This window comes from Streptomyces sp. NPDC107581 (assembly GCF_055657175.1).
In genome coordinates this window covers 529322-542286 of record NZ_JBVKBH010000002.1, presented here as the reverse complement: position 1 = coordinate 542286, position 12965 = coordinate 529322, and the positions used below count along the sequence as shown (strand labels likewise).

General features: G+C 72.6%; 9 protein-coding genes. 4 read left to right on the top strand and 5 right to left on the bottom strand.

Annotated elements, in window-relative coordinates; translation table 11 throughout:
* Positions 1-182: 182 nt before the first annotated feature.
* Together ACZ7P3_RS05970 and ACZ7P3_RS05965 are read left to right on the top strand one after the other, a co-directional pair.
* The gene (locus ACZ7P3_RS05970) at positions 183-2231 is read left to right on the top strand and encodes a phosphocholine-specific phospholipase C (RefSeq protein ID WP_472079191.1); all 2049 of its coding nucleotides are present in this window, start codon (positions 183-185) and stop codon (positions 2229-2231) included.
* A gap of 66 nt (positions 2232-2297) precedes the next feature.
* Positions 2298-3173, top strand: coding sequence for an LURP-one-related family protein (locus ACZ7P3_RS05965; RefSeq protein WP_472079189.1), 876 nt, complete (start codon positions 2298-2300; stop codon positions 3171-3173).
* A 79-nt stretch (positions 3174-3252) separates the two neighbouring features.
* Here the strand turns inward: ACZ7P3_RS05965 and ACZ7P3_RS05960 are convergent, their stop codons facing one another.
* Positions 3253-4278 carry a DMT family protein gene (locus tag ACZ7P3_RS05960; protein ID WP_472079187.1) on the bottom strand — a complete coding sequence of 342 codons (1026 nt, stop codon included), beginning with the start codon at positions 4276-4278 and terminating at the stop codon, positions 3253-3255.
* Positions 4275-5075, bottom strand: a complete 801-nt coding sequence (locus ACZ7P3_RS05955) for a phosphatase PAP2 family protein (protein ID WP_472079186.1) — start codon at positions 5073-5075, stop codon at positions 4275-4277. Before ACZ7P3_RS05955 ends, ACZ7P3_RS05960 begins: the two co-directional genes overlap by 4 nt.
* Positions 5076-5304: 229 nt before the next feature.
* Between ACZ7P3_RS05955 and ACZ7P3_RS05950 the strand changes: the two genes are divergently transcribed.
* Entirely contained in the window at positions 5305-5919 is a 615-nt protein-coding gene (locus ACZ7P3_RS05950) for a TetR/AcrR family transcriptional regulator (protein ID WP_472079185.1), read from the top strand.
* A gap of 136 nt (positions 5920-6055) precedes the next feature.
* On the opposite strand, the gene ACZ7P3_RS05945 is transcribed toward ACZ7P3_RS05950, so the two are convergent.
* The 3 genes from ACZ7P3_RS05945 to ACZ7P3_RS05935 all read right to left on the bottom strand — a co-directional run bounded on the left by ACZ7P3_RS05945 (position 6056) and on the right by ACZ7P3_RS05935 (position 9806).
* Positions 6056-7153 carry a DUF2510 domain-containing protein gene (locus ACZ7P3_RS05945; RefSeq protein ID WP_472079184.1) on the bottom strand — a complete coding sequence of 366 codons (1098 nt, stop codon included), beginning with the start codon at positions 7151-7153 and terminating at the stop codon, positions 6056-6058.
* A 232-nt stretch (positions 7154-7385) separates the two neighbouring features.
* A complete protein-coding gene (locus ACZ7P3_RS05940; protein ID WP_472079183.1) occupies positions 7386-8537 on the bottom strand; it encodes an anhydro-N-acetylmuramic acid kinase in 1152 nt (383 codons plus the stop codon).
* A gap of 6 nt (positions 8538-8543) precedes the next feature.
* Positions 8544-9806 (bottom strand): MFS transporter, encoded by a 1263-nt coding sequence (locus ACZ7P3_RS05935; RefSeq protein ID WP_472079435.1) that lies wholly within the window; start codon positions 9804-9806, stop codon positions 8544-8546.
* 430 nt (positions 9807-10236) lie between these two features.
* Between ACZ7P3_RS05935 and ACZ7P3_RS05930 the strand changes: the two genes are divergently transcribed.
* Positions 10237-12924, top strand: a complete 2688-nt coding sequence (locus ACZ7P3_RS05930; RefSeq protein WP_472079182.1) for an ATP-binding protein — start codon at positions 10237-10239, stop codon at positions 12922-12924.
* The last annotated feature ends 41 nt before the right edge of the window (positions 12925-12965 follow it).

Sequence of the window (12965 nt, the reverse complement as noted above, 5' to 3'; positions counted from 1 at the left end):
CTCCGGTCCCCTCGCGGCGCACCACGTGACAACGTTATCCGCGGACCCCTGCCGTACCGGCGACTTTCACATGGGCGTCGCCAGACCCTTCCCTGACGTTTGTTGCTCTTGGAACACTCGCACCGCGCAGATTCCGTCATCTCACCGGGATCGTGTACGTCAGGACGAGAGGACTCTCACTCATGCCCGAAGTCAATCGGCGGCGCTTCCTTCAACTCGCGGGCGCCACCACGGCGTTCACCGCGCTCTCCAGCAGCATCCAGCGTGCTGCCGCGCTGCCCGCGCACCACCGCACGGGTTCGGTCGAGGACGTCGAGCACATCGTCGTCCTGATGCAGGAGAACCGCTCCTTCGACCACTACTTCGGCTCGCTCCGGGGTGTGCGGGGCTTCGGCGACCCGCGTCCGGTGACGCAGAACGGCACGTCGGTCTGGAAGCAGTCCGACGGCACGAAGGACATCCTCCCCTTCCACCCGGACGCGGACGACCTCGGTCTGGCCTTCATCCAGGACCTCCCGCACGGCTGGAACGACGGACACGCCGCGTTCAACGGCGGCAGGTACGACAAGTGGGTGCCCGCCAAGTCGTCGACGACGATGGCCTATCTGACGCGCGGCGACATACCCTTCCACTACGCGCTCGCCGACACCTTCACCATCTGCGACGCCTACCACTGCTCGTTCATCGGCTCCACCGACCCCAACCGCTACTACATGTGGACGGGGTACACCGGCAACGACGGCAAGGGCGGCGGCCCGGTCCTCGGCAACGACGAGGCGGGCTACTCCTGGACGACGTACCCGGAGCGTCTGGAGCAGGCCGGGGTCTCCTGGAAGATCTACCAGGACGTCGGTGACGGCCTGGACGCGAACGGCTCCTGGGGCTGGATCCAGGACGCCTACCGCGGCAACTACGGCGACAACTCGCTGCTCTACTTCAACCAGTACCGGGGCGCCAAGCCCGGCGACCCGCTCTACGACAAGGCCCGCACCGGGACCGACGCGCGCAAGGGCGAGGGCTTCTTCGACCAGCTGAAGGCGGACGTCAAGGCGGGCAAGCTGCCCCAGGTCTCCTGGATCGTCGCCCCCGAGGCCTTCACCGAGCACCCCAACTGGCCTGCCAATTACGGCGCCTGGTACGTCTCCCAGGTCCTGGACGCGCTCACCTCCAACCCCGACGTGTGGGGCAAGACGGCGCTGTTCATCACCTACGACGAGAACGACGGCTTCTTCGACCACGTGATCCCGCCCTTCCCGCCGGCCTCCGCCGCCCAGGGCAGGTCGACGGTGGACCCCGCACTCGACCTGTTCAAGGGCGACGCCGGCCACCCCGCCGGGCCCTACGGACTCGGCCAGCGCGTGCCGATGCTGGTCGTCTCGCCGTGGAGCAAGGGCGGTTACGTCTGCTCCGAGACCCTCGACCACACCTCGATCATCCGGTTCATCGAGCGCCGCTTCGGCGTCGCGGAGCCGAACATCTCGCCCTGGCGACGGGCCGTCTGCGGCGATCTGACCACCGCCTTCGACTTCTCCCGCAAGGACACCAAGCCGGTCACGCTGCCGTCCACCGCCGGCTACCAGCCGCCGGACCACGACCGGCACCCCGACTACGTGCCCACCCCGCCCGCTCACCCCGCCCTGCCCAAGCAGGAGCGCGGCAGCCGCCCCACCCGCCCGCTCAAGTACGCCCCGGCGGTGGACGGATCCGCGGACACGGCGGCCGGGAAGTTCACGCTCGCCTTCGCCTCCGGCGCACAGGCGGGCGCCGCCTTCCTGGTCACCTCGAACAACCGCACCGACGGCCCCTGGCCCTACACCACCGAGGCCGGCAAGACCCTCTCCGACACCTGGAACTCGGCCTATTCGGGCGGCTCGTACGACCTCGCCGTACACGGCCCGAACGGCTTCCTGCGCCTCTTCAAGGGCAACAGCAAGACCGCGGGACCCGAGGTCACCGCCCGGCACGTCGGAGACGACGTCGAACTCACCTTCACCAACCAGGGCTCCGGCTCGGTGAAGCTGAAGCTGGTGAACGGCTACGGCGGCAAGCCGGTGACCGTGACCGTGTGGTCCGGGACCACGGTGAAGCGCACCGTCGACCTCGCGGCGAGCAAGCGCTGGTACGACCTCACGGTCACTTCGGACGCCGATCCGGCCTTCGTGCGCGCCTTCGCCGGCCATGTCGAGAACGGGCAGCCCGGCGTCAGCGACCCGGCCATCATCACGGCGTGAACGGGCGATGAGCACCGCTCCGTGCGGACTGGTCAGGTACCGGTCACAACAGGGTAGTGTGCCCCGGTGACCACGCAATCGAACACTCCTGCAGGCTGGTACCCCGATCCGCACGGGGCTGTGCAGACGCTCCGGTACTGGGACGGCGCGCAGTGGACCGAACACACGAATCCGGCCCAGCAGGCCGCCGGGCAGGTCCCGCAGCAGCAGGCCGCCGTCCAGCAGCCCGCCGCCCACGCCCAGCAGCAGGGCGCCCACGTCCCGCAGCAGCAGGCCGCCGACGCCAGGGTGCAGCGCCAGGTGCAGCAGCAGGCGGGCGTCGCGGCCGGCGGCCCCGGCGGCGGCACCCTCTTCACCGAGCCCGTCCTGGTGGTGAACCAGAAGGCCAAGCTGATCGAGCTGACCAACGAGTACAAGGTCATGGATCAGGGCGGCCGCGAGATCGGCTCGGTCGTCGAGGTCGGGCAGAGCGCGCTGAAGAAGATCCTGCGCTTCGTCTCCAGCCTCGACCAGTTCATGACGCACAAGCTGGAGATCCGCGACGCCTACGGCCAGCCGCAGCTGGTGCTGACCCGGCCCGCGAAGATCTTCAAGTCCCGGGTCGTCGTGACCCGGCCCGACGGTTCGCCGGTCGGCGAGATCGTCCAGCAGAACATGATCGGGAAGATCAACTTCGCGATGAACGTGAACGGCCAGCAGGTCGGCGCGATCAAGGCGGAGAACTGGCGGGCCTGGAACTTCGCGATCGTCGACCACGCGGACAACGAGGTCGCCCGGATCACCAAGACCTGGGAGGGCCTCGCCAAGACGCTGTTCACGACGGCGGACAACTACGTCCTGCAGGTCCACTACCAGCTGCCCGAGCCGCTGCTGAGCCTCGTGGTGGCGACGGCCCTGACCGTCGACACCGCCCTCAAGCAGGACTCGCGAGGTCTGGGCTGAGCACGTCCCACGGGGGACACGGCGACGGCGGCCGGTGCATGCGGGGAGTCCGCACGCACCGGCCGCCGTCCGTTTGCGTTCAGAGCGCGGTGAGATGCCCCGGCTGCTCCGGCTGCCGGGGCACCAGCGCCGGTTCCGCCGTCGCCGTGCCGGGCTCCAGGGCCAGGACCGCGACGACCGGATGCTCGTCGTGCTCGTCGTGCTCGTCGTTCCCGTCCTGCCGGCTCTGCCCGTCGTGCTCGCTCTGGCCGTCGAGCCCGCTCCGCCCCTGGGCCGGACCGGCTCCCGGGGTCGCCCGGGTCAGCAGGAGCACTCCCCAGGCCGCGATGCCCGCCCCGGCCAGGGCCAGCAGCACTCCGCCGGCGCCGCCCCGCAGGCCCTGCCCGAGCAGGGTCAGCCCGATGACCGCGGCGGCCAGCGGGTTGGCCAGGGTGACTACGGCCAGCGGGGCGCCGAGGCCGCCCCGGTAGGCGGTCTGCGACAACAGCAGCCCGCCGGTGGCGAAGGCGGCGACCAGCACGGCGACCACGATCACCTCGACGCTCACTGCCGGACCGGAGCGGTCCGTGGCCGCCACCGTCACCGTCTGGGTGAGCGCCGAGGCCACACCCGAGGCGAAGCCGGAGGCGGTCGCGTGCCTGAGGCCCGGCCGGGCGCCCGGCCAGGAGAGCATGCCGATCAGGGCAGCGGTCGTACCGGCGACCGCCAGCGCCTCGGTCAGGCTCAGCACTCGCTCGGGTGCCGGGCCCGAGGCCGTGACCAGCAGGGCGCCGAGACCGAGGAGCGTGAACGCCGTTCCGCGCCACTCCGCCGCGCTGACCCGCCGCCCGGCCGCCCGCGCCCCGAGCGGCACCGCCGCGACGAGGGTGAGTGCGCCCAGCGGCTGGACGAGGGTCAGCGGCCCGTACTTGAGGGACACGACGTGCAGCAGCGCGGCGGCCGCGTTCAGACCGACCGCCGACCACCAGGCGCCGGTGCCGAGCAGCCGCACCAGTCCCGCGCCGGAGCTGCGGGAGGCGAGTCGTTCCTGCGCCACCGCGGCCGCGGCATAGGCGACGGCCGAGACCAGCGACAGGCCGACGGCGAGCAGGGCTGCGGCGCTCATCGGCCCGCTCCCACCAGCACGGTCTCCTTCGGAGCGAGCCGCTGGGCGCCGCGTCCGGCCGTACTGGATGTACGCCTCGGCGGATGGATCACCGCCAGGGCGGTGCCGAGCATGGCGGTCGCCACGATCGCGTCGAGCCAGTAGTGGTTCGCCGTGCCCACGATCACCAGCAGGGTGACCAGCGGGTGCAGCAGCCACAGCCAGCGCCATCGGGAGCCGGTGGCCGCGATCAGGCCGATCGCCACCATCAGGGCCCAGCCGAAGTGCAGCGAGGGCATCGCCGCGAACTGGTTGGAGAGATGGTCGCTGGAGGGCGGGCCGTAGACGGAGGGGCCGTAGATCCGGGCCGTGTCCACCAGGCCGGTGCCGGTCAGCATCCGCGGCGGGGCCAGCGGGAACGCGAACGGCAGCACCAGCGCCGCGGTCGTGACCACGGCCAGGACCCGGCGGGCCCAGACGTAGTGCCCGGGCCGCCTGAGGTACATCCAGACCAGAAAGGCCAGGGTGGCCGGGAAGTGCACGGTCGCGTAGTAGGTGTTCGCCAGGTGGACGAGGGTGTCGCCGTGCAGCAGTGCGGACTGCACGGCCTTCTCGTCGGGAAGGTGCACGGCCCGCTCCAGGTCCCACACGCGGTGTGCGTTGCGGAAGGACTCCGGGGTGTGGCCGGTGGCCAGCTGCCGCCCGAGCTTGTAGACGAGGAAGAGTCCTGCGACGAGCAGGAACTCGCGTAGGAGCGGCGGACGCGCTGTCGCTATCGCGTCCGGCTCCGCTTCTGCAGGCTCGGTTCGGGCATTCATCCCCCGGCCCCTTCACTGACGGTCGTGCGTGTGGTGGTGCGTGCCGAGTCCCGGACCGTGGCCCGGGACCCATCGATACGTTGTCGTACCGATACGCCAGTGTACCGATACGCTGGAGTACCGGTACACTTGCGTATCGATTGATGTGCGACACACTGGAGACAGGTGCTGCAGCAGCCCTTCCGGGGCCGCCGCAGCGGGCCGTACGGCGAGTGAGGAGAAACAGCGCATGACGTCGCAGGCCGCGGACGGACCGGAGACGGTCGCCGCCTCGCGCCGCTCCAAAATCACGCCCGAGCGTGAGCGGGAGTTCTTCGACGCCGTGCTGGAGCAGATCCGCGAGTGCGGCTACGACTCCGTGACCATGGACGGCGTCGCCGCCAGCACACGGTGCAGCAAGTCCACGCTCTACCGGCAGTGGAAGACCAAACCCCAGTTCGTCGCGGCCGCCCTGCGCGCCAGCCGCAAGGTGCGCTTCGCCGGCATCGACACCGGTTCGCTCGCCGAGGACCTGCGCCGGGCCGCGCGGGCGGCGGGCGACTGGTCCGACAAGGACGCCAGGCTCATGCAGGCCCTCGGCCACGCGGTCACGGCCGACCCCGAACTGGCGCAGGCGCTGCGCGAGGCGATCGTCCTCCCCGAGATCGCCACGCTCCAGGAGATGCTGGAGCGCGGCGTGCAGCGGGGCGAGGTGCCCGCCGGTCATCCGGCGCTGGAGTACATCCCCGCCATGATGTTCGGTGTGCTGCGCGTCCGCCCGGTGCTGAGCGGCCAGTACGCCGACGCCGACTATCTCGTCCGTTTCGTGGAGGCCACGGTGCTGCCCGCACTCGGACTGACCTAGGACACAGGCCGCCGTTCACGGGATGACGAACGGCGGCCTGCCCGCGCCGCACCGTGGGGACGGGAGCGGCGCGCACCCCCGGCCGGGTGGGGTGCCCCTTGAGCGGAGGGGCACCCCACCCGGCCGGCCTTCGTCGTCAGACGTTCTGGCCGTTCCCGCCGCCGGACGAGACCTTGATCCCCTTGAGGATCTCGTCGATGACGGAGAGCTTCTGCCCGACGTCCATGCCGAAGCGCACCACGACGAACTGCTTGGTGTCGTTGGGCGAGGGGAAGGCGACCGACTCGACATAGCCGTCGGCGCCCTTGCTGGTGACCGCCTTCCAGCGGACCAGGTAGCCCTTCTGCCCGGCCACGGTCACCGCCTGGGAGGCCAGCGCCTGGTGCGAGGTGATGCTGCCGTAGGTGCTACCGCCGTAGGACTCCTTGGCGTTGGCCGCGATGTCCGCCTTGGCGACCGCCTCGGCCGTCGCGCCGTCCGTGCCGAGCGCGACGGCGGGCGCCGTGTAGGCGCCGCCCGCGGTGCACGTCTGGGCGCTGTTGCCGGGGCATTTGTAGGAGTCGTCGGAGGTCACCTGCGCACCGACACTGATCGTCTGCCCGGTCCACCCCTGCGGCACGGGAAGGCTGATCCCGTTCACCGGATCCGGAACCGAGCCCCCGCCCTTGACCTTGGGCGCTGCGGATTCCCCCGGAGACGGCGACTCGCCCGGGCCACCGGACCCGCCGGACCCGCCCGAGCCCTCCGATCCGCCGGAGCCTCCCGACCTGCCGCCGGGCCCGCCCTGCCCGCCGTCACGACCGCCCTGACCCTGCTGGGAACCGGCGCGGTCGCTGCCCCCGTGGCCGCTGTCGTCCTTGGTGAGGGCGTACACGCCGACCCCGATGCTCACCAGGACCGCGGCCGCCGCCGCGACGGCTATGGCCGTGCGCAGGCGCCGCCGGGGCAGGGCCGGCGGCTGGGCGGGATACGCCGGATAGCCCGGGTGCGCGCCGTAGGCCGGGGGACCCGGCTGTGCGCCGTACCCCGGAGCGCCCGGCTGTGCGCCGTACCCCGGAGCGCCCGGCTGGGCACCGTCGGCCGGCTGCTGCGCCGGGGGACCCCAGGTGGCGGCCGTCCCGGCGGGGCGGGTCTGGTCCGTCCAGGCCTTGCCGTCCCACCAGCGCTCGGTGGGTGGACCGTCATTCGTCTGCCCGGGGTCGGGGTACCACCCGGGAGGAGTCACCTGCGTCATGACTCCACCGTATGAGGCATCGGTGAAAGCGGGATGAGAAGATCCGCCGCCAATTTCGCGGACGGGAACATTTCGCCCAGGATTTCTGTACGTCCGTCGCCGCTTCGACCTCTGTTTCCGCCTCTGCTCCCGGCCTCCCGCGCCTCCATCACGGCCGCACCAGCCCCTCCCGCGCCTCCATCACGGCCGTACCGGCCTCGCTGCGCCTCCACCACGGCCTGCGCCGGCCTCCCTACACCTCCACCACCAGCCGCACCGGCCCCCCTCGCACCGCCGGCGGCAACCGCAGGCCGTTCCGGCCCGGTGTCACCGAGCCCAGCACGCTCGGGTGGCGGGCACCCGTGCTGCGCGGCTCGGTGCCGGGGATGCCGTGGGCGGTGAGGAAGCCGAGGACGGCGAAGGCATAGGCCTCCTTCGCGGGGGCCGGCAGGCCCAGCTCGTCCGAGGTGCGCAGCGGGATCCCCGGCAGCAGCTGCCGCAGCTCGCCCATGAGCACCGGGTTGCGGGTGCCCCCGCCGGAGGCGATCACCTCGGTGCCGCCGACGGACCGCACCCCGTCGGCGACCGTCCGGGCGGTCAGCCGGGTGAGCGTCGCCAGCGCGTCCTGGGCGCCCAGCCCGTCCACTCCGGCCGCCCGCAGATACCCGGAGTGGAACAGCTCCTTGCCGGTCGTCTTGGGCGGCACCAGTGCGTAGTAGGGCTCCGCGAGCAGCCGGTCCAGCACGGGCCGGTGCGGACGGCCGCGCGCGGCCAGTGCGCCGTCGGCGTCGTAGGACAGCCGTCCGCCGCTGAACCGGCGGGCCGCGGCGTCGAGCAGCGCACAGCCCGGCCCGGTGTCGAAGGCCGTGCCGTCCGGCGCGGTCAGGTTGGCGATGCCGCCGATGTTGAGCGCGACCGGCGTGCCCGGCCTGCCCCGCAGCCACAGCAGGTCGACCAGGCTCACCAACGGCGCGCCCTGGCCGCCCGCGGCGACGTCCCGGGAGCGCAGGTCGGAGACCACCGGCAGCCCGGTCGCCTCGGCGATCCACGCGGGCTGGCCCAGCTGCAGGGTGCCGTGCACCCGGCCGCCCTCGGCCCAGTGATAGACGGTCTGACCGTGCGAGGCCACCAACTCGGCCCGCTCGCGGCACAGTTCGCGGTCGGCCCGGATCGCGGCGGCCGCGAACGCCTGTCCGATCCGGGTGTCGAGCCGGCACACCTCGGCGAGCGGCACGGCGCCCGGCGGCAGCGCCGCCGCGAGTGCCGCGCTCAGCTCGTCGTCGTACGGAGTGCTCACCATCCCGAGCGGCCGCAGCGCCAGCGTGTCGCCGTCCAGGCGCAGCTCCGCGGCCGCCGCGTCCACCGCGTCGCAGGACGTGCCCGACATCAGACCGATCACCCGCATCGCCCGTCAACTCCTCTCGCCACAAGGTCGTTTCAGAAGTGCCAGCGCACTCACCGCACATGCCGCCGCCGCGTAGTACGCGGGCACGTCCACGTTCCCGGTGCGCCGCACGGCCTCCGTGATGATCAGCCCCGCGCATCCGGAGAACACCGCGTTCGACAGGGAGTAGGCCAGCCCGAGACCCGTCCAGCGGACCCGCGTCGGGAACATCTCGGCCAGCAGCGCGGGTCCCGGCCCGGCCATCAGCCCCACCAGCACGCCCGCGGCCCCCGTGGCCACACCCTTGAGGGCGGCCGGAGTCCCGTCGTCCTGGAGGAGGTTGAACAGGGGAACGGCCAGTGCGGCCACCAGCACGGCCCCCGTCAGCATCACCGGCCGCCGGCCGAACCGGTCGCTGAGCAGCCCCGCCGGCAGGATCGCCGCGGCGAACCCGACATTGGCCGGCACGGTGGCGAGCAGCGCCTGCCGGACGTCCGCATGCAGCGTGGCCTGCAGATACGAGGGCAGGACGACGAGGAACGTGTATCCCGCCGCGGCCCAGCCCATCACCCGCCCGGCACCCAGCAGCACCGCCGCCGCGGCCGGCCGGGCGGCATCGGGAGGCAGTGCCGCCGCCCGCCCCTGTTCCCGGAACTCCGGCGTTTCCGTCAGCCCCGCCCGCAGCCACAGCGCCACCAGCCCCAGCGGCAGTGCCAGCAGGAACGGCAACCGCCAGCCCCACGCGCCCAGCTGGGACTCGGTGAGGAGGGTGGCCGTGGCGGCCGCGACCCCCGCGCCGCCCAGCAGGCCCAGCGCCACCGTGAACGACTGCCAGGCTCCGTAGAGCCCGCGCCGGCCCGGCGGGGCGAACTCCGTCAGGAGGGCCACCGCCCCGCCGAACTCGCCGCCGGCCGACAGCCCCTGAAGAGCCCTCAGGAACGTCAGCAGCCAGGGCGCCAGGGCTCCGGCCGTGGCGTACGTCGGCAGCGCGCCGATCAGTGTCGTCGCGGCCGCCATCAGCGCGATCACCCCGAGCAGCACCGGCCGCCGCCCGAGCCGGTCGCCCAGCCTGCCGAACAGGGCCGCGCCCAGCGGCCGGAAGAAGAACGCCAGCGCGAACGAGGCGTACGTGCGCACCAGTCCCTCGGCCGCGTTCCCGCCCACCGGGGTGAAGAACCGCTCGGCGAGCACCGTGGCCAGGTAGCCGTAGACGCCGAACTCGTACCACTCGACGAAGTTGCCCACCGACCCCGCGGCGACCGCCCGCACCGTCGGCGCACGGACCGCCATACGGACCGCCGTACCGCCGCGGGAACCGACCTCGCCGATCTCACCGACCTCACGGACTCCGCCGCGCTCGATGTGCTCGCCCTGTTCGGTGCGCCCGTCGTGCTTGATGTGGCCGCCGTGCTCGCCGTGTCCGTCGTGCGCGCTGTGCCCGCCGTGCTCGCCGTCGCCTCCGCCCGTTGCGCCCGCTCCGCCCCCTCCGTCGTCCCTGTCATTTCCGTCATCTCCGCGGTCTTCGAAAATCAGCTTCATTCCAGGCCCTGTTGACGGATCGTCCGCTGTTCACCGGCTGGTCGGGCAGGGTGCGCGTCGTCTGCCCGCACCCACTTTCACCCGGCGGGGCCACACCTGCCCGGACCTGCCACCACACATCCCACCGGACGGCTACGCTCGTGGTCTGTACGTCATTCGGGCGACCTGGGGAGGTAACGGGATGACGGAGGGACGGCCGCCGACGGCCGGCTCGGCTTCTCTGTGGGAGCGGGACGCGGAGATCGCCACCGTCACACAGGCGCTGGACGTCCTGTGCGCGGATCAGTCGTCCGCGGGCAGTCTGCTGGTCCTGCGGGGCGAAGCCGGACTCGGCAAGACCGCGCTGCTGACGGAGACGCGCCGCATCGCCGAGCGGCGCGGCTGCACCGTGTGGTCCGCCCGCGGCGGCGAGACCCTGCGGTCCGTCCCGTTCAACGTGGTGCGACAGCTGCTGCAGCCCGCGCTGGTCTCCCTCCTGCCGGAGGAGGCCCGTGAGTACCTCGGCGACTGGTACGACATCGCCGGACCCGCCCTCGGCATAGTCGATCCCGGAGAGGGCAGTGCCGACCCCCAGTACGTCTGCGACGGACTCGTCGCGGCCGTGCGCCGGCTCGCCCGCCGCGAGTGGCCGCTGCTCCTGCTCGTCGACGACGCGCACTGGGCCGACCAGGAGACCCTCCGCTGGCTCGCCGCGTTCGCCGAGCGGCTGGACGACCTGTCCGTGCTCGTCATCGTCGCCCGCCGGCCGGGCGACGTCACCGGCGACAGCGCCCGCCACCTCGACGCGGTGGCCGCGGCCGCGGGCCGCCCCGTCAGCAACCTGAACGCGCTCACCCCGGAGGCCACCGCCGGACTCACCCGGGTCACCGTCGGCCGGCACGCCGACGACCCGTTCTGCCGCGAGGTGTGGGCCGTCACCGGCGGCAACCCCTACGACACCGTCGAACTCCTCGCCAAGGTGCAGGACAGCGAACTCGAGCCGGTCGAGGCCCGGGCCGATGAACTGCGCGCCCTGAACCGCTCCGCCCGCGGCGGCGGACTGGTCGACCGCCTCAAGGGACTCGGCATCGAGGCCACCCGGTTCGCCTGGGCCGCAGCCATCCTCGGCACCGGCATCTCCGTCGACCTGGTGGCCCGGCTCGCCTCCATGAACCCCGACATCGCCGAGCGCTGCGCCGAACTGCTGCGCACCGCCCGCATCCTCACCGAACCGGACCCGGCGGCCGGCGCCGAGACCGATGACGGCGAGCTGGAGTTCGTCCACCCGCTCATCGCCACCGCCGTCTACAACTCCATCCCGCCCGCCGTGTGCACCGCCATGCACGGCGTCGCCGCGCAGATCCTCACCGAGACGGGACGCGGCGCCGCCGAGGCCTCCCGGCACCTGCTGAAGGTGCACCCGGACGACGACGAGGAACTCGTCGAGCAGCTGCGCGAGGCCGCCCGTGAACACCTGGCCGTCGGTGCGCCCGACGCGGCCCGCCGCTGCCTGGAACGCGCCCTGCTCGAACCGCCCGAGCCCGAGGTCCACGCGCGCGTGCTCTACGAACTGGGCTGTGCCACGCTCCTGACCGCGCCCGCGACCACCATCGACCATCTGCAGAGCGCGCTCGCCATGCCCGGCCTCGACGGCCCCGAACGCGTCGACGCCGTCTTCCGCCTCTCCCAGGCCCTGCTCCACAACGACCAGCTGGAGGAGGCCGTCAGGACGGTCGAGGCCGAGGCCGCCCGCCATGAACCCGGCCCCGCCCGGATGCGGCTGCAGGCGGTGCAGTACATGTGGGAGGGCATCTACGCGGGCGAGGCGACCTCACCGGGACGCTCCGAGCGCCTCGCCGAACTCGCCAGGACCTGCACCGGCCAGGACAACGCCGAGCGCGCGCTGCTGATCCTGCGCGGCTTCGACGCCATGACGCACGGCGAGAGCGCCGAGGAGGTCGCCGAGCTGTGCGACCGCACGCTCGTCAACGGCCGCCTGGCACCGGGGCTCGGCTGGACCGACACCGAGTGGGGCATCGAGCTTCTGCTGATGCTCGCCAATGCGTATGCCTTCGCCGACCGGCTCGACCGGGCCGAGGCGCTGTACACCGAAGCCCTGCGGACCTACGAGAACGCCCGGTGGACCGGCGGTCATCTCGCCCTGGCCCACGCCTACGTCGGTGTCGGACACCGCAGGCGAGGGCGGCTCAGGGAGGCGGAGACGTCCCTGCGCGAGGGGCTGCGCCTGGCCGAGCGGGTGGGCCGCGGGCTGCCCCTGTACTGGACGGCCACCTGCAACCTCGTCGACACGCTGCTCCTCCGCGGTCAGGTCGACGAGGCGTGGTCGATCGCCGAACAGTACGGGTTCGCCCCGCCCTACCCGTCCACGATCGTGCTGCCGGACCCGCGCTCCGTGCGCGGCCGGCTGCTGCTGGCCGTCGGCCGGATCGACGACGCCGTGGACGAACTGGAGGCTGCCGGGAAGGCGGCGGCCGTACGCGGCCATCACAACCCGGTGATGGTCCCCTGGATGGTCGACCTCGCACGGGCCCTCGCCACCCAGGACCCGGCCCGGGCCGCCCAGCTGGCCGGTGAGGCCCGCCGCCAGGCCGAGCGGTTCGGCACGGACACCGCCATCGGCGAGGCACTGCGCTGCGCCGCCGCCCTGGAGACCGGGCAGCGCGCGGTACGCCTCGCCGCCCAGGCCGTCGCCTATCTGGAAGCCTCTCCCTGCCAGTACGAACACGCGGCCGCCCGCGTCGAGTACGGCATCGCGGCCCGCTCGGTCGCCGAACTCAACCGGGGCCTGGCGCTCGCCCGTTCCTGCGGCGCGGACGGACTCGTGACGCAGGCGCGGGAGGTACTGGAGACGGGCCGGGGGTTGCGGTAGGACACAGGGCGCAGGCCGCATCCGGTCCCCGGCGGACCGAA